This window comes from Pseudonocardia halophobica (genome assembly GCF_050948485.1).
Taxonomy (GTDB): domain Bacteria; phylum Actinomycetota; class Actinomycetes; order Mycobacteriales; family Pseudonocardiaceae; genus Pseudonocardia; species Pseudonocardia halophobica.
The window spans coordinates 4,971,859-4,997,434 of sequence record NZ_CP192046.1 but is presented as its reverse complement, the minus strand read 5'-3'; the positions used below and the strand labels follow the sequence as shown (position 1 = coordinate 4,997,434).

Here is a 25,576-nt window from a genome sequence, read left to right as displayed (position 1 = left end):
CTCCAGAAATGACCCAGCAGCCCCGACCGACTCGTGCACAGCTCGAGACGGCCTCCGACCTGCGCTGGCCGAGTTCGGAACCACCGCCTGACCGAGTTGCACGGCCGCTTCGCGGCCAGTTGCACGGCCGCTTCGCGGCGTGGAGACGGTGGAACTGCTCGAGGGAAGGGCAGGCGCTTGTCGGTGAAGGACGGTGCTGTGGAGGACGTGCGCGACGACTGGGACGACGCCCTGCGTCTCGAGGCGTGCGTTGTTCGCCTGCCGGAAATATCGGTCAGGTGCCGCGCTCGTCATTCTGGTAGGCGTGGACCCTCGCCCCTGATCGGCAGCCAATAGAAGACGTTGAAGGCGACGATGAGGGCCACACCTGAGGCGGGAACGAAGGCGCCGGACAGGGTGGCGATGGCCAACCAGGCCAACGCCAGCTGGAAGCGTCTCCCGACCGACGTCGCGCCCCCGGGATCGATCGAGTCGCGGAGGAGCCGGTGTCGGCGCGCATACCGCCAGATGGCGTTGAACATCAGCGCGGTGACCGCGAACGCGAGACCGTAGAAGACCACGGCGACCCGCTGGTCGTCTGCGCTGCGCAGCGCCTCGGCAAGGACCGAGGTGGCGAACGGGAGGAACGCCACGATCATCAACAGAAGTGTGTTGAGGAGCAGTACGAGCCGGTCGGCAGCACGGATGTGGTCGAACATGACGTGGTGGTTGGCCCACACCTGCCCGATGAACAGGAAGGTGACGGCGTAGGCGAGGTAGGACGGCCAGAGCGCGAGGAGCTCGTGCAGCAAGGTACGACCGCCCTCGGGTGGTCTGATCTCCAGGACCAGCAGGGTGACGGTGATGGCGAAGACGCCGTCGCTGAACGCGACCGTCCGGACCGTCTCTCGGTGCACCGCGGCGGGATCCGCCTTCGCCCTCCCTCTGAAGGCCCGAAGGGTTGTCGATGCCCGCACCCTTCTCGCCATCACCGAACCCCGTGGTGGAGGCGTGCCGCCCAGGCTGCGGCGCCGGAGCTGACTGATGGCGGTCCAATCCGTGACGGTGGAACGAAGACGGGCGGAAGGGGGCCGATGGCGGGGCTGACGGCGAGCTCGCGCGGCGCCGGGGCGAGGACGTCAGGGGCGGGCGTCGGCTGGCTTCCGCTGCAGCCCCGCGGGCCTGTGGCTCCGGTTCTCATCGTGCTCCTCGGTGCTACATGTCCAGGACGAGATCGGTGGCGGGCCGGGCGCAGCAGATGAGCACCTGCCCGTCCGCCGGGGGCTCGAGCGGCTCGGGGGAGTAGGACGTGTCGCCGGCCAGCACGGGGGTGACGCAGGTGTGGCACACACCCGATCGGCAGCTCCAGCGGGTGGGGACGTCGCAGGCGTCGGCGAGCTCGAGCACGGTGCGCAGCCCCGTCGGGAAGGGTGCGGTGATGCCGCTGCGGGCGAAGGTCACCAGCGGTCCGCTTCCCGGCGGTCCGGCGGGCTGGTGGGGCGATCGACGGGGCTGCCCGACCACGCCGGGGTTGAGCGACGGCACAGCACCGAACAGCTCGGTGTGGATGCGGCCCGGGTCCATGCCCATCGCGGTGAGCCCACGCTGCATGTCGGTCATGAAGGACGCCGGCCCACAGACGTAGGCGCTCGCGTCGGTGGGAGGGCTGAGCGTGGCCAGGCCGTGCCGATCGAGTCGGCCGCTGTGTGCGCCGTACTGGTGGCACTCCTCGATGGTGGCGGCACTGAAGAACACGTGCTCATGGGTGTGTGGCAGGGCCTTGAGCAGGGCGTGTGCCTCGTCCGCCAGGGGCTGCTCGCGCGGTTCCCGGGTGCCGTGGAGCCACCAGATGTCCCGCTGGCTCCGCCGGGTGGCCAGCTCGTGCAGCATCGACAGCACGGGCGTGACACCGATCCCGGCAGAGATCAGGAGAACAGGCTCGGTGCCCTCATCGAGGACGAAGTCCCCGCGGGGCGCGGCCACTTCGACGACTGCTCCGGGCTGCAGGGCCGTCGTCAGATAGCCGCTGGCGACGCCGTGCGGCTCGTGTTTGACGCTGATCCGGTAGGTGCCGGCGTCGGGTGTCGAGGACAGGGAGTAGCTGCGTACCGGGACGGGTTGTCCGGCCGCCGGTAACCGCAGCGTCAGGTACTGGCCGGCGCGGGCGGGCGGTAGCCGACGGCCGTCCGTAGCGGCCAGCCGGATGGAGGAGACCGTGCTGGTCTCGCGGCGCACCGCGGCGACGCGCAACGTGCGGAATCCGGCCCACGCAGGCTCGGCGGCTACCGGGGCGACGGCTGCGGCGGTGTCGGCGGTGAGCAGGTCGCGGAAGGAGTCCCGCCAGCCGGGGCTCAGGGCGGGGATGTGCGCTGCGAGGCGCAGCTTCGACAGGTCCCGGTCGGGAAGGTAGAGCAGTGCGTCGGTGTCGGCGACGCTCAGGGCGCCGGGGCCGTTGCGGGTCTTGACGATGTGGTCTCCGGCGTGAATCCGGCCCTCGGTGAGGACGCGCATGTAGAAGCCGGGACGGTGGTGGCCGACCAGCAGCGCGGGGAGCTCGGGCTCGCCGAGGCGCATACCGACGCGGTAGCAGGTGACTCGCGGCTGGGTGACCTCGAACTCGGCCTCTCCGATGCGGTAGCGGTCGCCGATGCAGACCTCGTCGTCGGCCATGCCGTCGACGGTGAGGTTCTCCCCGAACTGGCCGTACTCGAGGTCGCCGCGTCCGAAGTAGTGCTGCCAGTGCGCGTAGGACTGGATCTGGTAGACCAGCACGGCCCGCTGCTCGCCGCCGTGGCCGGCCAGGTCGCCCTGCCCGTCGCCGTCGATGTTGAGCCTGCGCGCCGGCACCGGGCCCTGCACCGGTCGCTTCCAGATCCCGGTGTGCACGGTCCGGCCCTGCCAGGACACGTCCTTCGGCATGCCGACGTTCACCGAGAGGACGCGGGGAGCCGGAGTCGCTGCCGCAGCGGCGGTCGTCTTGTCCGGGCCGGTCATGTGCTTCTGCCGGGGGCGAGTTCGTCGGGAGTGAGGTCCCGGTCGATGCCGTGCGCGACGACGGACTGGCCGGGTTCCAGCCGCAGTCGGGTGCCGTCGAGGTGCACCTCGGCCTTGTCCGGCTCGAAGGACACCATCCCGCTGATGCGCCGGACCTCGGTCCACGCGTTCTCGTAGGACCAGGCCGCGCGAGGGGCATCGCCGATGTCGTAGTAGCTGCAGAGTCCCTTGTAGGGGCAGAACGTCTGGCCCTCGACCGGTGTCGTCGCGGACTCGTCGGTGTCCTCGCGCGGCACGTACCACCGCGGCGCGAAGCCGGATTCGTAGAGCGCCAGCGGCCGGGTCGTGTCGGCCACGAGCCGGCCCTCGCGGTGCACGGTGAGATGGCGACTGGTCCGGCGGATGTCGATGCGGTGGTAGCTGTCGGCGGCATGCCCGACGATCCGCTCGTCCTCCTCGTAGAAGGCGTCCATGGCTCGCCACGCGAACGCGACCCGAGCCTTCAGCTCACCGGCACAATCGGGCAGCTCGACGTGCTGGTAGGCCGCGCGCGGTCGGTCGCCGGTGCCTGCGCGCACCGTGTACCAGGTCGTCAGCCCGAGGTCGCGGTGCCGCGTCGCGTGCGGGATCGGGTGCAGGACGCCATCGACGATGCCGCTCGGCGGGAAGTAGGCCACCGGGTAGCGGCCGGGCTCGTGCAGCAGCACGACATCGTCGCTGTCGGCGATCCACTCGCCGCCGAAGCGGACCCGCATCCGACGACGCAACGGCTCGGCGTAGAGCAGGCGCTCGGGCAACGGGTCAGGGACGAGGAAACGTCCGACCGAGCCGACGGCGAGTGGTCCTTGCTGCCAGGAAAGGCCCATCGTTCCAGTCCTCCGATCATCCAGGTGGGGCGTCGGTGCGTCAGGTCAGGGGCTCGCCGCCGTCGATGTGCAGCGTCTGCCCGGTGAGGAAGGCGCTGGTCATCGCGAACAGGACCGCGTCGGCGACGTCGGCGGCGGTGCCGATGCGTCGGATCGGGTTGCGGACGCTCCCGTCGGCGGAGTAGTCGGTCTCGGCGTGCTCACCCAGGGCGCCCCGTGCGTCGACGTCGACCACACCCGGGGAGACCGCGTTCACCCGGAGGGGGGCCAGCTCCAGGGCCAGCGACCGGACCAGGACGTCGACGGCGCCGTCGATGACGGCCACCCCGAGCGAGCCCACCGAGATCTTGGCCGCGGCCACGCCGGAGAACAGGACGAACGATCCGCCCTCGTTCATCCTGGAGGCGAGCTGCTCGACGACCATGAGCGGGCCGATCACGTCGCTGTCGAAGGACCGCTGCAGTGCGGCCCTCTCCAGCTGCGGGAGGCGCCCCCGGATGCGCGCCGAGGCGGTGAAGACCGCGTGGTCGATCTCGCCGAGCCGTTCGGTGAGCGCCCCGATCGAGTCGTCGTCGGTCAGGTCGACACTCTCGGTGCTGATGGCGGGCTCGCCGAGGTAGGCAGCCGCCAGGGCGGGTTCGTCCGGACCTGCGGCGATGACCTTCGCCCCGGCGTCGCGCGCGGTCAGGGCCGTTGCGTAGGCGATCCCGGTGCCTCGCCCGAGCACGAGCACGGTTTGGGCGTGCAGGAGGCCGGTCACAGCAGAGTTCGGGCCAGGAAGCCGCGAACGAGGCTCGCGGCGAGGTCCAGATGGCTTTCCAGGAGGAAGTGGCCCCCGTCCAGCAGGTGGATCTCGACGGCGGGGACGTCCTGCGCGAAGGCCAGCGCGCCCTCGGCGCGGAAGATCTCGTCGTTACGGCCCCATACCGCCAGCACGGGCACACCGCTGTCGCGTAGCCAGGCCTGCAGCTTCGGGTACAGTGGCAGGTTGCTCGCGTAGTCGGCAAACAGCGCCAGCTGGACCAGGTCGTTGCCCGGGCGGGACACCTGGGCGAAGTCGTGCTCCCAGGTGTCCGGACTGACCAGGCTCTCGTCCGACACCCCGTGCAGGTACTGCCAGCGGATCGCTTCACGGGTCAGTGCCTGCCGCACTCCGACCTCGGTCTGCGGGTTCTGGTCTTGCCAGTACGCCCGCACCGGTCTCCAGAAGTCCTCGGCGAACCCGGCCTCGTAGCCGTTGCCGTTCTGGGTGATGACGGCACCGATCGCGTCCGGGTCGGCGAGCGCGAGCCGCCAGCCGACGGGTGCCCCGTAGTCCTGGACGTAGAGGACGTACTTGTCGGCCCGTAGTTCGCCGAGCAGGTCCGCGGTGAGCCCGGCCAAGGCGTCGAAGGTGTAGGCGAACTCGTCGACCGGCGGCGCGTCCGACAGGCCGAAACCCAGGTGGTCGGGCGCGATGACCCGGTACCGATCGGCCAGTAGCGGGATCAGGTGGCGGAACATGAACGAGCTGGCCGGGAAGCCGTGCAGCAGCACGACGGCCGGCGCATCGACCGGGCCTGCTTCCCGGTAGAACAGCCGTCGGCCGCTCACGGTGGCGTAGCGGTGGTGGACCGACGTCATCTCGACTCCCTCCAGCGTCCCCGGTGCCCGACGGCGGTTCGCGAGCCCTCTCGGAGGGCGGTCGACCGTCGCCTGCATCGGACTCTGCCTGGACCGCCGGGCATCTCGAATCTCTCGGTGGGTAGCCCCGACGGGTAGTTCTTCCCCGGCCACGGCGCTAGCGTGAGTTCTGTGCAGGTGCCCGACGGCTCGTCGGTACGGCGGCCCGCGGCGGGACTCTTCGGCCGCCGCACCGAGTGCGGCGTGCTCGACCGTCTGGTGGAGGCAGTAGCGCACTCCGGGGAGAGTCGGGCCCTGGTGGTGCACGGCGAGGCGGGCGTGGGCAAGACCGTGCTGCTGGAGTACGTGGCCGAGCATGCTGCGGGCTGTCGGGTGGCTCGCGCCGCAGGGGTGCAGTCGGAGATGGAGCTGGCCTTCGCCGGGCTGCATCAACTGTGCGCGCCGCTGCTCACGCACGTGGCGGCGCTGCCGGTACCGCAGCGTGATGCGCTGCGAACCGCCTTCGGCGTGGTTGCCGGGCCGGCACCGGACCCGTTCCTGATCGGGTTGGGCGTGCTGAGCCTGTTGTCCCACGTCGCCGAGGAGCAGCCGCTGATCTGCCTGGTCGACGACGAGCAGTGGCTCGACCATGCCTCGGCACAGGTCCTCGCGTTCGTCGCCCGTCGTCTCGGCATGGAGTCCATGGGGATGGTCTTCGGGGCCCGAGTGCCGAGCGACGACCTGGCGGGCCTGCCCGAGCTGGTGGTCCGCGGCCTGCCCGATGCCGACGCTCATGCGTTGCTGGACTCGGTGCTGACCGGGGCGATCGACAGACGGGTCCGGGACCAGATCGTTGCAGAGACACACGGCAACCCCCTGGCGCTGTTGGAGATTCCGCGGGAGCTGAGCACCGCGGAGCTGGCGGGCGGGTTCGGCCTCCCCGGCGCGACATCAGTGGCAAGCAGCATCGAGGAGAGCTTCCGGCGCCGCATCAACGCCCTTCCTGATCAGCCCCGGAGGCTCCTGTTGCTGGCTGCTTCCGATCCGACCGGCGACCCGGTGCTGGTGTGGCGAGCGGCCGCACTGCTCGGGATCGACACCGACGCGGCGGCGTGGGCAGCCGACGCCGGTCTGGCCGAGTTCGACACCCGCGTCCGGTTCCGCCACCCGCTGGCCCGCACGGCCGCCTACCGCTCGGCGCCGACTCAGCACCGGCAGCAGGCACATCAGGCCCTGGCCGAGGTCACCGACGAGCGCCTCGATCCCGATCGGCGGGCCTGGCACCGCGCGAAGGCGGCCCTCGGGCCGGACGAGGACATCGCCTCCGAGCTCGAGGACTCGGCCGGACGGGCCCGAGCGCGCGGCGGCTTCGCCGCGGCGGCTGCGTTCCTCAAGCAGGCAGCGACGTTGAGCCGCGACTCGGAGAACCGAGCCAGGCGTGCCCTGGCCGCCGCGCAGTCCAAGATCCAGGCAGGAGTGTTCGTCGTAGCCCGGGATCTGCTGGCCATGGCGAGCTCCGAACCGCTCGACGACGTCCAGCAGGCGACACTGGACATGACGCAGGCTCAGTTGGCGTTCAACACCAGCCGGGGCGGAGACGTCCCGGCGTTGCTGCTGGTCGCGGCCAGGCGGCTCGAAGCGATCGACCCGGATCTCTCGCGTGCCACCTACCTGGACGCCTTACTGGCCGCGATCTTCGCTGCACGCCTCGCGGGTCCGGGCGGTGATGTCCTCGAGGTGGCTTGCGCGGCCGGCGCAGCCCCGCCACCGCAACACCCCCCGACCGTCTCCGATCTTCTGCTCGACGGCACGGCAGTGAGCCTGTACCGGGGGTACGACGCGGGCATCCCGATGCTGCGCCGGGCTCTGGCCGACTTCGGCACGGGCATGCCCCCGGACGACCAGCTGCGGCGTCTGTACTTGGCGTGCATCACCGCCGCTCGGCTCTGGGACGACCATCGCTGGGACGAACTCTCGGCACGGTATCTCCAGCTCGCACGCACCACCGGCGCACTCAGCGAGATCCCGCTGGCCCTCACCGCCCGCGCCCACATACTGCTGTTCACCGGCGACCTGACGACGGCGGCGGCGTTGACCGACGAGTTGCAGACGGTCATGGAAGCCACCGGCAGCGGCCTCGCCCCCTATGGCGCCATGGGGCTGGCCGCGCTCCGCGGCGACGAGGCGACGGCCCACGTTCTGATCGAGGCCACCATTCAGGACGTGACCCGGCGCGGGGAGGGCATCGGCATCACCTTCGCCGAGTGGGCGAACGCCGCGTTGAACAACGGCCTCGGTCGCTACGACGAGGCGGCGGCCGCGGGTCGACGCGCCATCGCCTATGGCAACGATCCCGCTTCGTTGTGCTGGGCACTTGTCGAGTTGATCGAAGCCGCCGCGCGTTCCGGGATGACCGACACCGCGGCCGACGCCTGCGGCCGGCTCACCGAGCTGACCGCCGCGAGTGGCACCGACTGGGCACTGGGGGCTCAGGCGCGGTCACATGCGCTGCTGAGTGAGGACGGCGACGCCGAGCGCCTGTACCGCGAGGCGATCGCCCGCCTCGACAAGACCCGCCTCGGCGTCGACCTCGCTCGCGCGCACCTTCTGTACGGAGAATGGCTTCGCCGGGAGCGCCGGCGAAACGATGCACGCCGACACTTGCGCACAGCACACGAGATGCTGGGGGCGATGGGTGTGGCGGCATTCGCGGAACGCGCGAGGCGGGAGCTGAGAGCCACCGGCGAGACAGCACACAAACACAGCTCGGTCGCACTGCACCAGGAACTGACCGTCCAGGAGACACAGATCGCCCAACTCGCCCGTGACGGGCTGACGAACCCCGAGATCGGCACCCGGCTGTTCATCAGCGCTCACACGGTTCAATACCATCTACGCAAAGTCTTCGCCAAGCTCGGAATCACGTCACGAAGCCAACTCGATCGTGTGCTGCCCTAGAGGCCTGTCGAACGAAATCTGTCGCGCTGCGTCGTCACGACGACTATCTCGAGCTCTCACGGAGATCGGTCGGGCTGCCGGCGCTGTACTCCGCGGGCGACCCGGTCGAACTGGCTTACCTGCTCGGCACGGACTCACAGCAGGTCAGCGCGCGGTCGCTCGCCTACGTCGGGGGTCTTCGCGGCCGGGGCAGTCGGCGACGGCGTCCTTGCTGGGTGCACCGCGAGTGCGGCCGCGAGTCGCGGGTAGACCCGCAGTGCGTTGCCGGAGTAGATGGCCTCCCGCTGCTCCTCGGTGAGCGAGGCGGCGTCGACATAGCGCTTGGTGTCGTCGAAGTGGTGACCGGTCCGGGAGTCGATCCCGCGCACCGCCCCCACCATCTCCGAGCCGAAGAGCACGTTGTCCGTGCCGACCACACCGAGCAGCAGGTCGATGCCCGGCTGGTGGTAGACGCACGTGTCGAAGAAGACGTTCCGCATGAGGTGCTCCTCCAGCGGCGGGCGGCCGAGCATGTCCGCCAGGCCGCGGTAGCGCCCCCAGTGGTAGGGCACGGCGCCGCCGCCGTGCGGGACCACCAGGCGCAGCGTGGGGAAGCGGCCGAACAGGTCTCCCTGCAGCAACTGCATGAACGCCGTCGTGTCCGCGTTGAGGTAGTGCGCACCCGTCGCGTGGAACACAGGCGTGCAGCTCGCGGACACGTGCACCATCGCCGGCACGTCGAGCTCGCACATCGCCTCGTAGAGCGGGAACCAGTAGGCGTCGGTCAGCGGCGGCGAGTCCCAGCGGCCACCACTGGGGTCCGGATTGAGGTTCACCCCGACGAACCCGAGCTCCGTGACGCACCGGCGGAGCTCGGCCACCGCGGCCTCCACCGGCTCACCCGCGGTCTGCGGGAGCTGACCGACCCCGGCGAAGCGGCCCGGGAACAGGCCGACCACCCGCGCGATCAGGTCGTTGCACGCACGGGCCCACGCCGTGCCGACTGCGAGATCGCCCTCGTGGTGCGCCATCGCCGACGCCCGCGGCGAGAAGATCGTGAGGTCGGCACCGCGCTCCCGCATCAGGCGGAGCTGGTTGACCTCGATGCTCTCGCGGATCTCGTCGTCGCCGATAGCCGGGTACGCGGGTGCCGCGTGCCCGCCGAGTGCAGCCTGGAGCTGGTCCTGCCTCCACGACGTGTGTGCCGGCGGCGCGGTGGTGTAGTGGCCGTGACAGTCGATGATCACTGGTACCTCCGTGGAGAGCAGCAGGACGGCGCCCGCTGATCCCACTTGGACTGTTGGCGATGGAAGACATCGTGCTGGCAGCATCGAACCCGGAACTGGCCGGAACTCGACGCCCCACGTGGCCGTGGTCGGGCCGGCGTGGGTCAGGGGTTCAGCGGGTTCGCCTGCTCGTTTCCACGGTCGGGAGTGCCTCGACGACGCTCTGCAGGTGCGCGCGCATCGCCTGTTCGGCCGCGTCGGCGTCGCGCGCGCACAGCGCGTCGATGATGGTCAGGTGCTGGGGCAGCGACACCGACGGACGTCCCGGCTGCATGGCCAACCTGAACTGGTGGCGCACGTTCTGCCCACGGAGGCGCTCCAGGATCGAGCCCGCCGTGCGCTGCCCGGCGGTGTCCCGGATGAAGGCGTGCAGGTCGCGGTTGAGCGCCGAGTAGCCGAGCAGGTCGCCCGTGGCGACCGCCTGCTCCATGGCCGTCCCGATCCTCCGCAGTCGCTCCCGCCCTTCGTCGGTCAGGCGAGTTGCGGCCTTGGCAGCGAGCAGCCCTTCGAGGACCATCCGGACCTCGGTGATCTCCACGGCCTCGTCCAGTGAGACGGCTCGGACCCGGGCGCCGCGGTTCTGCACGCGTTCGACCAGGCCTTCGCTGGTCAGTTCGAGCAGGGCCGCGCGTACCGCCGCGCGGCTGGCCCCGAACTGCTCGGACAGGTCGGCCTCGACGAGCCGCTGGTTCGGCGCGAAGTCTCCGGCGGCGATCGCGTCGCGGAGCGCGTCGACGACCCTGGCCGCCGGGCCGGTGCCCTCCCGACGCTCCGCCGAACTCATTGTCGCCATCCTCCGCGCCACGATCGGGACCAATGCTGTGTCAGGGTAGCCGTCCTGCGCGCGGACGGAACCTCTGACGCTCATGGCCGCGGGTGGGCGATGCCCTCGAAGAGCGCTCGGGCGGTGCGTACCACCGTGGACCGGGCCACGCGGGGCGGCTCGCCGTCGCGCAGGGCGACGTCGACCTCGAAGGAACCCGTCGGGTGCTCGACGGCGAGCGGTCCCCCCGTGCCGCGGGCGAGCAGGTCGTGCCCGACGCTGCCCTCGAGCAACGCCGACGTCACCACGCTGACGGCGCCGAGCACGCCGATCGCCGGGTGCGGGCGGACCGGGATGAAGGTGCGGGTGCTGATCGCGCCGCCGTCCCTGGGTGGTGCCACGAGGGTCGTCTTGGGGACCGGTGCCGTGGACACGTCGCCGAGGCCCATCAGCGCGGCGGCCCGCGTCCGCAGGTCGTCGATCCGCGCCGCGAGACCCGGAGCGGCGGCGAGCTCGGCCGGGGTCTCGTAGCCGCTCAGTCCCAGATCGGCTGCGCGGATCACGACGACCGGCATGCCGTTGTCGATGCACGTCACGTCGATGCCGTCGATCCGGTCGACGACGCTCCCGGTGGGGAGCAGGGAGCCGGTCGTGGAGCCCTCGGTGTCGAGGAAGTCGAGCAGCACCGGCGCGGCGGTGCCGGGCACGCCGGCGATCGCCGTGTCCCCGCCGAACTCGACCCGACCGCCGGGCGTGGCGAACCGGGAGACGGCCGACGCGCCCGTGTTGAGCATCCGGATGCGCACCTCGGTCCGCTCGCGACCGGCGGGCACCAACCCACGGCCTACGGCGAACTGCCCGACCGCAGCGAGCAGGTTGCCGCAGGTCTGCCGCTCCGACACCGTCGCGGCGTCGACGCCCACCTGCAGGAACAGGTAATCGAGATCGTGGTCGGGGTCCGTGGAGGGCCCGACCACGGCGACCTTGCTCGTCACCGGGGTCGCCCCGCCGAGCCCGTCGATCTGCGCCGGGTCCGGGCTGCCCATCAGCCGCAGCAGCAGGTCGTCGCGGTCGGCCGGGTCGGCGGGCAGGTCGGAGGCGAGCAGGAACAGGCCCTTCGAGGTACCCCCGCGCATCAGGGACGCCGGCATACCGGGGCTCATCCGATGGCCTCCTGTCCGGACGGCGAGGCGGGGAGGTAGCGGACGCCGAGGCCGGCCAGCACGTCTCGCAGCCCGTACCGGTCCAGGCTCAGTTCCCCCTCGCGGAACGCCCGACGCGCGGCGTCCTCCTTCGCCAGCCGCGCGCGGCCTGCGGTGACGGCCTCGGCCACCCGGTTCCGTGCGACGACCACCGCCCCGTCGTCGTCGGCGAGGACGGCGTCGCCTGGGTGGACGACCTCCCCACCGATGACGACGGGGACGTTGACCGCGCCGGCGCTCGCCTTGACCGAGCCCTGGGCGCTCACCGCCGCCGACCATACCGGGAAACCCATCGCGCGCAGGTCCGCGAGGTCGCGCACGCCAGTGGTGGTGACCAGGCCGCGGACGCCACGTCGCACCAGGGCGGTCGCGAAGAGCTCACCGAAGAGGCCGTCGACGCACGGCGAGCTGGTGGTGACGACCAGCAGGTCGCCGGGGCGGCACTGCTCGACGGCAGCGTGGATCATGAGGTTGTCACCGGGGCGGCACAGCACGGTCACCGCGGTGCCGCCGGTCTTGACCCCGTCCTGCCGGGCGCGGACGTCGGGACCGAGGTAGCCGGTGCGTCCGAGTGCCTCGTGCACGGTGGCGACGCCGTAATCGGTGAGCGTGGCGACGTCGTCGAGGTCGGCTCGCGGCGGGTCGGTCACGATCACTCCGCTGCGAGGGGTCGTGGCCGGCGTGGTGGTCGAGGTGCTCACGTGGTTCCTTCCTGTGGGCCGGTGGACGTCGCGGCCGCACGGCGGCGCGCCGACGACGGGCGGGTGCGCTGGCCGAAGAGGGCGAGCACGATCGCGCCGAAGGTCCAGGTCGCGGCGATGAAGATGAAGACGCTCTGGTAGCCGCTGCCGGTGTAGAGGGCGGCGATCACGAGGGGGCCGATGGCGTTGGACAGCCGGCCGATCCCGTATGCCAACCCGGTGCCCAGCGAACGTCCGCGGATGTCGAACTGCTCGGGGGAGTAGGCGTAGGCCAGCGCCGTGTAACCCCGCTCCATCATGTTGACCAGGAACCCGAAGACCACGATGAGCACCGGGTCGAAGGTCAGGCCGTACAGCAGACCGGCGACGGCGATCGCGAGCCCGAAGACGACGAGCAGCCACTTGCGCTCGAAGCGGTCGGTGACCAGCGCCGCGAGGAGCGAGCCCAGCGGAGCGCCGACCGTGGTCAGGGCGACGTAGAAGATGGACTTCTCCACACTGAACCCCTCCGAGCTCAGCAGCGTCGGGGCCCAGCTCGAGTAGCCGAAGAAGCCGATCGTCTGGGTCACCCACAGCACCGTCAGTACCGCGGTGGGCACCAGGTAGCGGCGCTGCAACAGAATCCGCAGCGGAGCCTTCTGCGCGGGCGCGGTGGTGTCCGGTGCGGCCTGCGCCGGCTCGGGTAGCGGACCGTGCTGGGCCTCGACCTCACGCTCGACCCTGCTCAGGGCGGCCTCGGCCTCGGCATACCGGCCGCGGCTCTCGTACCAGCGCGGGGACTCGACGATCTTGCGGGAGAAGACCAGGAAGACGATCCCGAGCGCCCCCCAGAGGTAGACCAGGCGCCAGCTCCAGTCCGCGAGTGGCACCACCGCGCTGGCGATCAGGTTGGTGACCGGCGTGCCGCAGATCCCGATCACGATGGCGTAGGCCTGGTACCGGCCGCGGACGGCGGCCGGGTAGATCTCGTTGACGTAGATGACCGCGACGACCGTCATCGCGGCCAGCCCCGCCGAGGTGAGCACCCGGAACGCGCCCATCGACACGATGTCCCAGGCCAGGGCGGAGGCCAGGGAGAACACCGAGAACCAGATCGTGGTGGCGATCAACGTGGTCTTGCGCCCGAGGCGGTCCGCCAGCCTGCCGGCGACGATCGAGCCGATGAACATGCCGACGAAGGACAGCGAGGTGACGTAGGCGACCTGGTTGACCGTCACCCCCCACAGCTTGACCAGCTTCGGTGCCGTGGTGGCGAAGGTGTTGATGTCGGCGAACTCGAAGAAGTACGCGAACGCCACCGCAACGATCGTGACCTTGTGGAAGCGGCTGATCGGGAGCCGGTCCAGGCGGTTCGTGGCGTTGGTGTGCACGACGGCGCCGTCGCCGTCGGGGTGGGCGCTCATGCCGTCTCCTCCGGCCAGTACAGGGCCATGGGGTTGTCGACGAGCAGCTGTCGGCGCTGGTCGGCGGTGTCGGTGACGTGGGCGAGGTGGTCCACGAGGAGCCCGTCGTCGGGCATGTGGTCGGTCAGGTTCGGGTGCGGCCAGTCGGTGCCCCACAGCGTCCGGTCTCCGAACTCGGCGAGGACCTTGCGGGCGAAGGGGACGACATCGGTGTAGGCGCGGCGCTGACCGTCGAGGGCCGCCGGGCCGGTGACGGACAACCGCTCAGGGCAGCTGATCTTGACCCAGCACCGGTGCCGGCCGGCGAAGCGCAGGAAGCGTGCGAACTCGGGACCGTTCGGATCGCGGGTGACGTCCGGTCGACCCATGTGGTCGATCACCAGCGGCACCGGCAGGGTCCCGAAGAAGTCCTCCAGGTCGGCGAGGTCGGCGGCCTCGAAGTACACGACGACGTGCCAGCCGAGCGCCGCGATCCGGGCCGCGATGCGCGAGAGGGCGTCGGTGGGGGAGGCGTCGACCAGTCGTCGAACGAAGTTGAACCGGACCCCGCGCACGCCGGCCTCGTGGAGGGCCGTCAGCTCGGCGTCGGTCACGTCGGGTCGGACGGTGGCGACACCGCGCGCACGGCCCGCCGCCGAGCGTACGGCATCGACCATCGCGCTGTTGTCCGCGCCGTGGCACGTCGCCTGGACGACCACGCGGCGCCTGATCCCGAGCCGATCGTGCAGCGCCTGCAGGTCCTCCTTCCCGGCATCGCACGGCGTGTACTTGCGCTCCGGGGCGAACGGGAAGGTCGCGGCGGGCCCGAAGACATGGCAGTGCGCGTCGACCGCGCCGGCCGGCAACTCCAGCGCCGGCCTCGACGGTGCCGGGTGGGGGGCGAGCCAGCCAGGGGTGACCCCGGAGAGGGCCGAATCCGGCGGCGTCGTGTCGGTGGGCAACTTTGGCCTCCTCTGCGAACGAGACGTCGTGGACGTCCGGTGCAGAGGGACCGTACGTGGGCGCCACCTCTCCACACAAGATGGGTCGCAAGATTGTTAACAATTTTGGGGACGTCGGGACAGAGGTTGCTGGGTAGAACCAGGCCTGCCGCTGTACTGGGTTGCGTTCGACCTGCTGAGCCTGGCCGCTGCTCCCGTGACGCGCGCGGGCTGGAGGTCGTCGCCACGACGACAGCGTCTCTTCGGTGTTCACCGCGAGGGGTGCCTACCGCGGCAGCGTGGCGACCTCCTTCGCCGCGTCCGCTACGTGGCTCCAGGGGTTGTCGGTCAGGCCACGTTCAACTCAGGGGTGCGTGGTGGGCGCGGGCGGTCACGACCCGCCGCACGAGGTCCGTCATCGCCCGGATCTGCAGTGGATCCGCAGGAATCCGCGACAGTGCCCGCGCTGCGCGCGTGATCGTCCGGGACGCGAGATCGCCGAGAGCCGCCACAGCAGGGAGGTCTACACCGCTGGATCGCCTAGCTCACCCAAGGGCACGCGGTAGCCCGGGCGTCATGCCTACGCGATGGTGAACGCCGTCCGAGCATGCCGCTGCCCGAATTTCCCACAGCCGCTCACTCCCCAGCGTAGGAAGGACCCTCGACGATGAGTGAACTCGATCAGGAACGCGTCATCATCGGAGCCGGTTTCGCCGGTGTCGGGGCGCTGATCGAACCGCGCAGGCGAGGCATGAGCGCACGTCTCATCGAGGCGGGTACGGATGTGGGCGGGGACGTGGTACTGGAACCCCTATACCGGAGCCGGGACGACCCGGCCGACGGGCCGGTCGACGAGCAGGTCCGCGCGGTGCTCGCCGAGGGCGTGACTACGCGATCGACACCACCGGCGTCGCGGCGGTGGTCCAGCAGGCGTGGCCGCCCTGGCGCAGCGCGGCAGCCTCGGCATCATCGGCGTGCCTCCGACCCCGAGGCGGCGCTGACGCTGGGCTTGATCCACGCCCAGGTCATCGGGATCACGGTGAAGGGCATCGTCGAGGGCGACAGCGACCCGGACGTGTTCCTGCCCGAGGACCGTGGCTGATTCGTGCAGCCGACGGCCTTCGCCGACGTCGACAACAACTACACGATCTCCCAGGAGGAGATCTTCGGTCCGGTGCTGACGGTGATCCCCTACGGGGACGAGGACCAAGCCGTCGCGATCGCCGATGACAGTGGCTTCGGCCTCGGCGGCTCGGTCTGGACCGCCGACGGGGACCGAGGCGAGGCCGTGGCCCGACGGGTCGCGTCCGGCACGATCGGGATCAACGGTCACGTCAACGACCCGACCGCGCCCTTCGGCGGGATCAAGGCCAGCGGTATCGGGCGCGAGCTGGGGCCGGAGGGCTTGCACGGCTACCAGGTGTTGAAGTCGATCTACCTCGACTCGACGTCCTGACTTGTTGGATCGTGCACATCCCCGTCGTCTCCATCGCGGGGATCGTGCACGCGCAGACCTTCGATCACGGCGAGGAAGCGAGGGGCGACGGGCTCGAGGTGCATCGCCCTTGCGTCATCGCACCATCACTGTCAGCGATCGGGCGGCTCGGTAGGATCCGGGACGTGGGTCGGACGGGGAAGGAGCAGCTGCGCGGCAACGTCGCGAGCGCGATCCGGGACCAGATCATGGCCCGGACCGTGCAGCCGGGCGAGCCTCTGCGACTGGGCCAGCTTGCGGAGCAGCTCGGGGTGAGCGTGACGCCCGTCCGCGAGGCGCTCCTGCTGTTGACCCAGGACGGCTGGGTGACCCACGAGCCGAACCGCGGCTTCCGGGTGTCGGCGGTCCGCCGTAAGGACGTCGAGGACACCTACCTGATGTGGGGTACCGCCGAAGGGGAGCTCGCGGCACGTGCTGCCACCCGGGCCACGGCTCGGGACGTGGACGAGCTGCGGAAGCTGGACGCGCAGATCCGCGACGCAGACCCGTCCGACGGGCACCTGGCCACATCGCTGAACTCGGCGCTGCACCATTACGTGTCGGTGATCGCGGACGCGCCCAAGTTGGAGTGGTTCGCCGGGGCGGCGAGCAGGCTCGTCCCTCTGCAGTTCCCGGAGAACTTCCACGTCGTGCCGGGGTGGTCCGACGTGAACCGCACCCAGCACACCCCACTGATCGACGCCATCGCCGCAGGGGACGTCGACCAGGCACGCCTGCTGGCCAAGGACCACTTCATGGGCACGGGCGATCTGCTCATGCAATGGCTGGACTCTCTGGACTTCTGGGGCGAGCCGGACGTGCCGCAGGCCCCTCGGGGTCCGGGCCGCCTCGCCGGCTGACCGGCCGGGAGCAGACCGGAATCAAGCGCCCGAGCGCCCCGCCGAGGGTCCGGGTTGGTGTCGAGGCGTGCAGCTCCTCGGGGTCGCGGGGCGCGCACCGCCGCCCAGGGTGTGACGATCACACGTCCTGATGCGCGGCTGAGTCGAGGAGCACGACCCGATGACTGCCGGGATCACGAGGCCGCGCTTCCAGCAATCAGCACACGTGCAGGCGAGGGCCGCGTGCGCAGGGGCGTCGGCGGACGTCGAGCTTCGCCGCGTCGTCGCGCAGGCACCCAGGTCGCAGGCTCTGGACAGTGCGCCGACAGAACGTATATTCTTCTGCACGAGAATATACGATCGGGTAGTCGCCTGATCGTGCTCCCATCACGGAGGTCGACGGTGACCGACTCGCAGATCGCTGCCCCCAGTGCCGACGGCACTCCGGCAGTCGATCCCGCCCAGCAATCCAGCCGCCGCATGCGGAACCGGGTGCTCGTGTCGAGCTTCTTCGGGTCCGTCATCGAGTGGTACGACTTCTACCTGTTCGGCATCGCCTCGGCGGCGGTGTTCAACCAGCTGTTCTTCCCCGAGTTCAGCTCCACGGCGGGCACCCTCGCCTCCTTCGCCACCCTTGCCGCCGGCTTCATCGCCCGGCCGGTCGGCGGCATCATCTGGGGACACTTCGGGGACAAGGTCGGCCGTAAGGGCATGCTCGTGCTGTCCATCGTGCTGATGGGGGTGTCCACCACAGTCGTGGGTCTGTTGCCCACGTACGCGACGCTCGGTGTCGCCGCGCCTCTGCTCCTGGTGCTGATGCGGCTGATCCAAGGTGTCTCCGCGGGCGGTGAGTGGGGCGGCGCGGTGCTCATGTCCATGGAGCACGCGCCCAGGCGTCGGGGCCTGTCCAGCTCGGTCGCGCAGATGGGCCTCTACGGCGGCATCCTGCTTGCCAACGGGGTGTTCGCGCTCACCTCCGCGCTCACCGGGGACGCCTTCCTCAGCTGGGGCTGGCGCATCCCGTTCCTGATCTCCGCCGTCCTCGTGGTGATCGGTCTGTGGATCCGGCTCGGGGTCGAGGAGAGCCCGGTGTTCAAGCAGGCCCGCGAGCAGGCGGAGCAGGCAGCGGGCGTCAAGCCCCGCGTGCCACTGTGGGACGTCCTTCGTCACCCGAAGAACCTGCTGCTGTCGATCGCGCTGGTGCTGGGTGCGTTCGCGGCGAGTGCCGTGTACGGCACCTGGATCGTCAGCTACGGCATCGAGGACGGCTTCCCGCGGGCCGACGTCCTCAACGCGGTGCTCGTCTCCGCGGCGATCGGCCTGGTGTTCCAGCCGGTGTTCGCCTACCTGTCCGACCTGTGGGGGCGCAGGGTCGTCGTCGGGGTCGGTGCGGTGCTGCAGGCGCTGAGCATCCCGGTGATGTTCGCGCTGATGGACACGGGCGGCGTGGGTGCGATGTATCTGGGCATCTCGCTGGCGGCGTTCGCGCACGCCATCGTCTACAGCCCGCTGGGGGCGTGGCTCGGTGAGCTGTTCCCGACGACCCAGCGCTACACCGGCGCCTCGCTGGGCTATCAGATCGCCGGCACGGTCGGCGGCGGTTTCACCCCGCTGATCTGCGCCTCACTGCTCGCCGCCTCGGGCGGTGGCACCGCCGGGATCTCCCTGTTCATGGCGGCGACCTGCCTGCTCACGGTGATCGCGGTGTTCTTCGCCGCCGAGACCAGCCGCAGCGCCCTCTAAGCCGCAACCCCCAGAGGAAGTTCATCATGACCCTCACCGACGTTCGCCCGGCCGAGACCCAAGTCGAGGAAAAGCTCGGCATCATCGACACCGACTTCCACCCGATGCCGCTGCCGACCGACCCGCAGGTCGCCGAGCACCTGCCGCAGCGCTGGCGTGACTACATCGCGCGCTACGGCCCGGGCAGCTTCGGCGGCGGGATCGCGCCGTCGCAGCGCGAGTTCACCCACCGGCTGGACGCGCTCGACGCCGACGGGCGCGTGGGGGTGGACCCGCACCTGGCCGTGGAGCAGGTGGTCGACAAGTACGACATGTCCGCGGTCGTGCTGACCTGCCCGCAGACCTACATCATCACCCACGGCGGGGCGAACATGCCCTACGAGTGCGCGTTCGCGATCTACCGCGCCTACAACGACGCCCTGGCCCACACCTGGGCGGGCGCGGACGACCGGTTCAAGGCGAGCATCACCCTGCCCCGCGACCTCGCGGGCGCCGCCGACGAGATCGTGCGCTGTAAGGAGGGCCCGAACGGCGACTCCTACGTGCAGGTGCTGATGTCGCCGGCCGGGCAGGACCCGCTGGGCAAGCAGCGCTACTGGCCCATCTTCGAAGCGTGCGAGCACTACGACATCCCGCTGGGCTTCCATGTGCCGGGTATGGGTCGCCAGCCCACCGGGGCGGGGCGGCAGAACTTCTACGCCGAGATGCACGCGGCGTTCGCGGTGCTGCCGATCTCGATGGTGCCCAGCCTGATCTTCGAGGGCGTGTTCGAGCGCTTTCCGAAGCTGAAGATCGCGCTGCTGGAGCTGGGCTGGGACTGGGCGGTGCCGTTCTCGTGGCGGCTCGATGCGACCTTCGAGAAGCTGCGCGACGAGCTTCCGCACCTGACCCGGAAGCCGTCGGAGTACCTGCGGGAACACTTCTGGTTCTCCACGCAGCCGATCGAGGAGCCCGAGAATCCGCAGTGGACTCCGGACGTCTACGCGATGTTCGAGGATTCCGGGTTCGCGGACCGGTTGATGTTCTCCTCCGACTACCCGCACTGGGACTTCGACTCGCCCTACGAGTCGGTGCCGCGGACCATGCCGCTGGAGCGGCGCCGTCGCATCCTCGGGGCCAACGCCAGCACGCTCTACAAGATCCCGCTGCGGCCGGGCCACGGCATCCCCGCGGTGGGGGCCTGACATGGCCGAGCTCCCGACGTTCGTCGAGAAGGCCCGCCGCAGACGGGCCGGCCGGCTCCTCGACGCCGCCGACGCCCAGCGCGCCGCGGCCCGGGTGCTGCCGCGCGGTATCCGGGAGTACGTCGACGGCGGCTCCGAGGGGGAGGTGACGTTGCGGCGCAACGCCTGTGCCTTCGAGGACGTGGCGTTCGCGCCACGGATGGCCACCTGGGTCGACCAGCCCGACCTGTCCACGAAGGTGCTCGGCACCCCGGTCGACCTGCCGGTGCTCACCGCGCCCTGCGGCGGGATGCGGCTGGTGCACCCGGACGGCGACCTCGGCCTGGCGACCGGGGCCGCGCGGGCCGGGACGATCCACGTCGCCAGCTCGGCGGCCGGGTACACGCTGGAGGAGATTGCGCAGGTCGAGGGGCCGCAGTGGTTCCAGCTCTACCGCTTCTCGAGTCAGGCCACGATGGAGAACCTGGTCGGTCGGGCGCAGGCGGCCGGCTACTCCGCGCTGGTCGCCACGATCGACACGGCTGTGGCGGGCTTCCGACCGCGGGACTACAAGAACGGCTTCAGCTACTCGATGCGGGTCAACGCCCGCAACGCCGTGAAGCTGGCGCCGCAGCTGCTGCCGAAGCCGGCCTGGCTGACCCGGTACCTGCTCGACGGGCTGCCCTTCGAGATCCCGAACACCGCCGAGGTGACCGTCGACGGCAAGCCGATGGTGCTCACCGAGATGACCAAGGGCGGCACGGGCTCGCACTCGCCGACCTGGACCGACCTCGAGTGGCTGCGTGCCAACTGGCACGGCCCGCTGGTGGTCAAGGGGATCATCACGCCCGAAGACGCCCTGCGGGCGGTCGCCACGGGAACCGATGCGGTCATCGTGTCCAACCACGGGGGCCGCCAGCTCGACGGCTCATCGGCCACGCTCACCGCGCTCCCACGGATCGTCGACGCCGTCGGCGACCGGACCGAGGTGTTGCTGGACAGCGGGATCCGGCGTGGCAGCGACGTGCTCAAGGCGTTGTCGCTGGGCGCCCGCGCCGTGCTGGTGGGCAGGCTGCCCGCCTGGGGCCTGGCCGCGGCCGGCACCGCGGGCGTCGAGCGGGTGCTGGAGATCCTGCGCACCGAGATGGTCCGCACGATGCGGCTGATGGGCTGCCGCAGCGTCGCCGACCTGGACCCGAGCTGGTTGGACCCCGAGACGGTCCCCGGCCACCGCACGAAGGAGGTGGAGGTCCTGTGACGACCTCGCCCACCCGCCCGGCCCGCACGACCCGCTTCGTGGTCGGCCGGGTCGATGAGATCCCGCCGGGGGAGCGCCGAATCGTCGAGGCGAACGGCCGCGAGATCGGCGTGTTCAACATCGGCGGCACGTTCTACGCGATGCTCAACCGCTGCCCGCACCTCGGGGCGCCGCTGTGTGAGGGCGGGGTCGTCAACCAGATCGAGTCCCCGGTCCCCGGCGACGTCCGCCTGGACGAGGGTCAGACGTTCGTGACCTGCCCGTACCACAACTGGGAGTTCGACGTCGAGGACGGCCGGTCCTACTGGAACCCGCGGCTGCGCGCCCGGCCGTTCTCCGTCGCCCTCGAGGGAGCGGACGAGGTCAAGGCCGCGCTCGACCGCGGCGAGCTCGGCCGGATCCCCGGCCCCTACACCGCCGAGACCGTCGACGTGGCGGTCGAGTCCGACTACATCGTGCTGTCCCTGCGGCCGGCCCGCCAGGAACGACAGCCCGGAGGATCGTCATGACCACCCCCCTGCTGCAGGGCACCACGCGTGACGCGTTGTGGACCGGCCCGGTGATCGACTGCGACGTGCACGCCACCCCGCCGTCGCTCGAGGCGCTGTTCCCCTACACCGACCCGGTGTGGGTGCAGGGCGCCCGGGAACGTGGCTGGAAAGGGCCCAACGGTCAGGCGCTGGCGTACCCGCCGAACGCACCGACGACGGCGCGCGACGAGTGGCGCCCCGAGGGCCGGCCCCCGGCGTCCCGCCTGGAGGACCTGCAGCAGCACGTCCTGGACCCGTGGCGGACGGAGGTCGCGCTGGTCAACACCGCCTACGGCGTGGACTCGCTGCGCCACCCGGACTGGGCCCCGGCGCTGGCCCGCGCGGTCAACGACTGGCTGATCGCCGAGTGGCTGGACCGCGACCCCCGCCTCGTCGGCTCGATGGTGGTCCCGGCCCGCGACCCCGCCGCGGCCGCAGCCGAGATCGAGCGCGTCGGCTCGCACCCGCGGATCGTGCAGGTGACCATGCCGGTGCGCTCGGAGCGGCTCTACGGGCAGCGGGTGTTCTGGCCGATCTACGAGGCGATGACCCGCCACGACCTGGTCCTGGGCCTGAGCTGGGGCGGCACTTCGGAGGACGCGCCGTCCCCGACCGGTTACGCCTCCTGGTATGCCGAGGAGTACGCGGCGGAGATCCAGGTCTTCGGCGCGCAGATGACCAGCCTGATCTACGAGGGGATCTTCCAGAAGTTCCCGGACATGCGGGTGACGATGCTGGAGAGCGGCTTCGCCTGGGTTCCCACCTGGAGCTGGAGCGTCAACAAGAAGTGGAAGGGCCTGCGCCGGGAGATCCCGTGGGTCGACCGGCTGCCCACGGAGATCATCCGGGACCACTTCCGGTTCTCCATCGCCCCGGCCGACCTGGGCCCGGACGCGCACGCCCGTCGGGTCATCGAGTGGCTGGGGTCCGAGGACATCTTGATGTTCGCCACGGACTACCCGCACCTGCACACCGACGACCTCGCCCGGGTGCTGAGCGTCATGCCGGAGTCCATGCGGCCCAAGGTGATGCACGAGTCCGCGCGGCAGTGGTACCGGCTGGACAAGGCGCTGCAGAAGACCGCGTCGTGAGTTACGCCGTCGTCACCGAGGCCCACCCCAACCGGCTGCGGGGGATCCTGGAGTCGGGCGGGACGGCCGTCGGTCTGGCCTGCCACACGGGGGACCCGCACGTCGCGGAGACCCTGGCGATGGCCGGGTTCGACTACCTCTACCTCGACCAGCAGCACAGCGTGGGCGGGCTCGCCAGCCCGGTCGAGATGCTGCGGGCCACCGCCCGGACCGGCACCACTGCGCTGGTCCGGGTCGCGGCCAACGACCCGGTGCTGATCGGCAGGGCGCTCGACGCCGGCGCCGAGGGCGTGATCGTGCCGAACGTCGAGTCGGCCGACGCCGCCCGCCGGGCCGCCGCGGCGGCGCACTACCCGCCGCTGGGGGTGCGCAGCTGGGGGCCGACCCGTTCGGCCTACGGCCTCGGGCCGGACCCGGCCACGGTCAACGGCCAGGTGCTGTGCCTGGTCATGATCGAGACCGCGGAGGGCGTCGCCCGGGCGAAGGAGATCACCGCGGTCCCCGGCGTGCACGGCGTGTACGTCGGGCCCGGTGACCTCGCCGTGAGCCTCGGCCTCGACCCGGTCACCGGCCCCCGCGACGAACGGCACCGCGCCGCCGTCGCCGAGATCGTCGCCGCCTGCGCCACAGCCGGCATCGCCGCCGGGATCACCGGCGACCCGGTCACCGAGGCCGACCGGGGCTTCCGCATGGTCACCGCGGGCTCCGACGTCGGCTTCCTCAAGGCCGGCCTGGCCGCTGCCCGCGCCCGTCGCGACGCACTCACCACCGCCACCGAAGGAGAAGTCCCCGCATGAGCACTGTGAACACATTGCGCGGCCCGATCGACAGCACGCAGATCGGCACCACGCTGATGCATGAGCACATCATGGCCCGCAACCCGGAGCTCGAGCAGAACATCGTGCACCCGGAGTACGACGAGGCCGCGATCTTCGAACGCGCTCGGAAGAGCCTGACCTCGCTGCACGAGGACAAGGGCATCGACACCTTCGTCGACCTGACGGTGCTCGGCCTGGGTCGGGACATCCCCACCGTGCAGCGCCTCGCCGAGGGCGTGCCGCTGAACATCGTCGTGGCCACCGGCTACTACACCGCCAAGGACCTCCCGACGTACTTCCACACCCACGGCCCGGACGGGCTCGTCGGCAAGACCCTCGGCGGCCCGGACGTGCTGGAGACGATGTTCGTCGAGGACATCACCAAGGGCATCCCGCGCACGGACGGCGTCAAGGCCGGGATCATCAAGATCGTCACCGACGAGCACGGCATCACCCCGGACCTCGACCGCGTCTACCGCGCCGCCGCCCGCGCGCAGGCCGAGACCGGCGTGCCGATCTCCACCCACACCAACGTCCATCACGCCAACGGCCGCGACCAGCAGAAGTGGTTCAAGGCCAACGGCGTCGACCTCGAGCGCACCGTCATCGGGCACAGCGGCGACTCCACCGACCTGGACTACCTCCGGGAGCTGATGGACAACGGCTCCTTCATCGGCATGGACCGCTTCGGCATGGAGTTCGTGCTCGACGACGAGTCCCGCGTCGACACTCTCGCGAAGCTCCTCGAGCAGGGCTACGCGGAGAAGATCACGATCTCCCACGACGCCGGGTTCTTCTCGATCAACACCCCGCCGTCGTGGCGCGCGAAGCACACCCCGAACTGGCACCACCACCGCATCTCCGACTACGTGCTGCCCGAGCTACGCAAGCGCGGAGTCACCGAGGACCAGATCACCCAGATGATGGTCGTCAACCCCGTGCAGGTGCTCACCGGTGACGCCGAGGCAACCAAGGCCGTGGCCGCGAAGGTGCTCGGGCCGTGACGGAGGACCTGACCGCAATTGTCGCGGCGATCGAGGCCGAGGCGGACGGGATCGTCTCGCTGCGCCTGGAGCCCGCGGTGGGGGAGAAGATGCCGGCCTGGGAGCCCGGCGCGCACGTCGACCTCGTCCTCGGCCCGGGCCTGGAGCGGCAGTACTCGCTGTGCGGGGACCCGACGGACCTGTCGGCCTGGCGGCTCGGGATTCTCCGGGAGCCGGAGAGCCGCGGCGGGTCGGCCCATGTCCACGAAAAGCTGGCCGTCGGCGACCAGGTGGTTTGCCGTGGGCCGCGGAACAACTTCGCCCTGGTCGAGGCGGACGAGTACCTCTTCATCGCGGGTGGCATCGGGATCACGCCGATCCTGCCGATGATCGCGGCCTGTGAGGCGGCGGGGAAGCCGTGGCGGTTGTTCTACGGCGGTCGTCAGGAGTCGACCATGGCGTTCCGGGCCGAGCTCGCGGCCCACGGCGAGCGGGTCGTGTTCTGGCCGCAGGACAGCCACGGCCTCCTCGACCTGGCCTCGATCCTGGGTACCCCCACCGCCGGCACCGCGGTCTACTGCTGCGGGCCCGGGGTGCTGCTCGACGCCGTCGAGCAGCAGTGCGACCCGTGGCCCACGGGGTCGCTGCACCTCGAGCGGTTCCGGCCCAAGGAGGGGGCGCTCGACGGGGCCAACATTCCGTTCGAGGTCGAGCTCGACGCGTCGGGTGTCACCCTGACCGTCGGAGCCGGCGAGACCCTGGCCGAGGCGATCGAGGCGGCGGGGGTGGACCTGCCGACCTCGTGCCGGGAGGGCACCTGTGGGACCTGCGAGACCTACGTCCTCGAGGGGGAGCCGGACCACCGTGACTCCTACCTGAGCGCCGAGGAGCAGGAATCTGGTGAGGTGATCATGCCCTGCTGTTCGCGATCTCGGTCTCCCCGCCTCGTGCTCGATCTCTGACGGGTCCGCTCAACCCGCCAGGCGCCCCGAACCCGGGGCGCCTTCGGCCTGCTCTGCCTCCT

General features: G+C 70.7%; 23 protein-coding genes. 12 read left to right on the top strand and 11 right to left on the bottom strand.

What is annotated here, in order from left to right; genetic code table 11:
• Positions 1 to 290: 290 nt before the first annotated feature.
• The 5 genes from ACQP04_RS23680 to ACQP04_RS23660 form a co-directional block, all read right to left on the bottom strand.
• On the bottom strand, positions 291 to 896 hold the full coding sequence (locus tag ACQP04_RS23680) for a TMEM175 family protein (RefSeq protein ID WP_433502763.1): 606 nt from the start codon (positions 894 to 896) through the stop codon (positions 291 to 293).
• Between the two features lie 298 nt (positions 897 to 1,194).
• A complete protein-coding gene (locus tag ACQP04_RS23675) occupies positions 1,195 to 2,973 on the bottom strand; it encodes an MOSC domain-containing protein (RefSeq protein WP_433502762.1) in 1,779 nt (592 codons plus the stop codon).
• Positions 2,970 to 3,839, bottom strand: a complete 870-nt coding sequence (locus ACQP04_RS23670; protein WP_433502761.1) for a DUF427 domain-containing protein — start codon at positions 3,837 to 3,839, stop codon at positions 2,970 to 2,972. The genes ACQP04_RS23675 and ACQP04_RS23670 overlap by 4 nt, the downstream gene beginning before the upstream one ends.
• A 40-nt stretch (positions 3,840 to 3,879) precedes the next feature.
• A complete protein-coding gene (locus ACQP04_RS23665; protein ID WP_433502760.1) occupies positions 3,880 to 4,599 on the bottom strand; it encodes an SDR family oxidoreductase in 720 nt (239 codons plus the stop codon).
• On the bottom strand, positions 4,596 to 5,462 hold the full coding sequence (locus ACQP04_RS23660) for an alpha/beta fold hydrolase (RefSeq protein ID WP_433502759.1): 867 nt from the start codon (positions 5,460 to 5,462) through the stop codon (positions 4,596 to 4,598). The genes ACQP04_RS23665 and ACQP04_RS23660 overlap by 4 nt, the downstream gene beginning before the upstream one ends.
• Positions 5,463 to 5,633: 171 nt before the next feature.
• On the opposite strand from ACQP04_RS23660, the gene ACQP04_RS23655 reads away from it, so the two are divergent.
• Positions 5,634 to 8,399 (top strand): AAA family ATPase, encoded by a 2,766-nt coding sequence (locus ACQP04_RS23655; RefSeq protein ID WP_433502758.1) that lies wholly within the window; start codon positions 5,634 to 5,636, stop codon positions 8,397 to 8,399.
• Positions 8,400 to 8,533: 134 nt separating this feature from the next.
• Here ACQP04_RS23655 and ACQP04_RS23650 read toward each other — a convergent pair whose 3' ends face one another.
• The 6 genes from ACQP04_RS23650 to ACQP04_RS23625 form a co-directional block, all read right to left on the bottom strand.
• Positions 8,534 to 9,625, bottom strand: coding sequence for an amidohydrolase family protein (locus ACQP04_RS23650; protein ID WP_433502757.1), 1,092 nt, complete (start codon positions 9,623 to 9,625; stop codon positions 8,534 to 8,536).
• A 151-nt stretch (positions 9,626 to 9,776) separates the two neighbouring features.
• Positions 9,777 to 10,448 carry a GntR family transcriptional regulator gene (locus ACQP04_RS23645; RefSeq protein ID WP_433502756.1) on the bottom strand — a complete coding sequence of 224 codons (672 nt, stop codon included), beginning with the start codon at positions 10,446 to 10,448 and terminating at the stop codon, positions 9,777 to 9,779.
• Positions 10,449 to 10,528: 80 nt separating this feature from the next.
• Positions 10,529 to 11,590 carry a 4-oxalomesaconate tautomerase gene (locus tag ACQP04_RS23640; protein WP_433502755.1) on the bottom strand — a complete coding sequence of 354 codons (1,062 nt, stop codon included), beginning with the start codon at positions 11,588 to 11,590 and terminating at the stop codon, positions 10,529 to 10,531.
• Positions 11,587 to 12,330, bottom strand: a complete 744-nt coding sequence (locus ACQP04_RS23635; protein ID WP_433502754.1) for a 4-carboxy-4-hydroxy-2-oxoadipate aldolase/oxaloacetate decarboxylase — start codon at positions 12,328 to 12,330, stop codon at positions 11,587 to 11,589. Before ACQP04_RS23635 ends, ACQP04_RS23640 begins: the two co-directional genes overlap by 4 nt.
• Complete coding sequence (locus ACQP04_RS23630) at positions 12,327 to 13,733, bottom strand: MFS transporter (protein WP_433502753.1); 1,407 nt, start codon at positions 13,731 to 13,733, stop codon at positions 12,327 to 12,329. Before ACQP04_RS23630 ends, ACQP04_RS23635 begins: the two co-directional genes overlap by 4 nt.
• Complete coding sequence (locus ACQP04_RS23625) at positions 13,730 to 14,674, bottom strand: amidohydrolase family protein (RefSeq protein ID WP_433502752.1); 945 nt, start codon at positions 14,672 to 14,674, stop codon at positions 13,730 to 13,732. Before ACQP04_RS23625 ends, ACQP04_RS23630 begins: the two co-directional genes overlap by 4 nt.
• 646 nt (positions 14,675 to 15,320) lie before the next feature.
• Between ACQP04_RS23625 and ACQP04_RS23620 the strand changes: the two genes are divergently transcribed.
• From ACQP04_RS23620 to ACQP04_RS23570, 11 genes are all read left to right on the top strand, one after another.
• A complete protein-coding gene (locus tag ACQP04_RS23620) occupies positions 15,321 to 15,755 on the top strand; it encodes a hypothetical protein (protein ID WP_433502751.1) in 435 nt (144 codons plus the stop codon).
• A gap of 3 nt (positions 15,756 to 15,758) precedes the next feature.
• Positions 15,759 to 16,109: an aldehyde dehydrogenase family protein gene (locus tag ACQP04_RS23615; protein WP_433502750.1), complete on the top strand. Its 351-nt coding sequence runs from the start codon at positions 15,759 to 15,761 to the stop codon at positions 16,107 to 16,109.
• Positions 16,110 to 16,273: 164 nt separating this feature from the next.
• Positions 16,274 to 16,987: a GntR family transcriptional regulator gene (locus tag ACQP04_RS23610; protein WP_433502749.1), complete on the top strand. Its 714-nt coding sequence runs from the start codon at positions 16,274 to 16,276 to the stop codon at positions 16,985 to 16,987.
• Between the two features lie 381 nt (positions 16,988 to 17,368).
• The gene (locus ACQP04_RS23605) at positions 17,369 to 18,709 is read left to right on the top strand and encodes an MFS transporter (RefSeq protein ID WP_433502748.1); all 1,341 of its coding nucleotides are present in this window, start codon (positions 17,369 to 17,371) and stop codon (positions 18,707 to 18,709) included.
• A gap of 26 nt (positions 18,710 to 18,735) precedes the next feature.
• A complete protein-coding gene (locus ACQP04_RS23600) occupies positions 18,736 to 19,893 on the top strand; it encodes an amidohydrolase family protein (protein ID WP_433502747.1) in 1,158 nt (385 codons plus the stop codon).
• 1 nt (position 19,894) lies between these two features.
• Entirely contained in the window at positions 19,895 to 21,130 is a 1,236-nt protein-coding gene (locus ACQP04_RS23595; protein ID WP_433502746.1) for an alpha-hydroxy acid oxidase, read from the top strand.
• Positions 21,127 to 21,639 (top strand): Rieske (2Fe-2S) protein, encoded by a 513-nt coding sequence (locus ACQP04_RS23590; protein WP_433502745.1) that lies wholly within the window; start codon positions 21,127 to 21,129, stop codon positions 21,637 to 21,639. The genes ACQP04_RS23595 and ACQP04_RS23590 overlap by 4 nt, the downstream gene beginning before the upstream one ends.
• Positions 21,636 to 22,751, top strand: coding sequence for an amidohydrolase family protein (locus ACQP04_RS23585; RefSeq protein WP_433502744.1), 1,116 nt, complete (start codon positions 21,636 to 21,638; stop codon positions 22,749 to 22,751). Before ACQP04_RS23590 ends, ACQP04_RS23585 begins: the two co-directional genes overlap by 4 nt.
• Positions 22,748 to 23,548 carry an HpcH/HpaI aldolase family protein gene (locus ACQP04_RS23580; RefSeq protein WP_433502743.1) on the top strand — a complete coding sequence of 267 codons (801 nt, stop codon included), beginning with the start codon at positions 22,748 to 22,750 and terminating at the stop codon, positions 23,546 to 23,548. Before ACQP04_RS23585 ends, ACQP04_RS23580 begins: the two co-directional genes overlap by 4 nt.
• Positions 23,545 to 24,573, top strand: a complete 1,029-nt coding sequence (locus tag ACQP04_RS23575; protein ID WP_433502742.1) for a phosphotriesterase family protein — start codon at positions 23,545 to 23,547, stop codon at positions 24,571 to 24,573. The genes ACQP04_RS23580 and ACQP04_RS23575 overlap by 4 nt, the downstream gene beginning before the upstream one ends.
• The gene (locus ACQP04_RS23570) at positions 24,570 to 25,514 is read left to right on the top strand and encodes a PDR/VanB family oxidoreductase (RefSeq protein ID WP_433502741.1); all 945 of its coding nucleotides are present in this window, start codon (positions 24,570 to 24,572) and stop codon (positions 25,512 to 25,514) included. Before ACQP04_RS23575 ends, ACQP04_RS23570 begins: the two co-directional genes overlap by 4 nt.
• Positions 25,515 to 25,576: the final 62 nt, after the last annotated feature.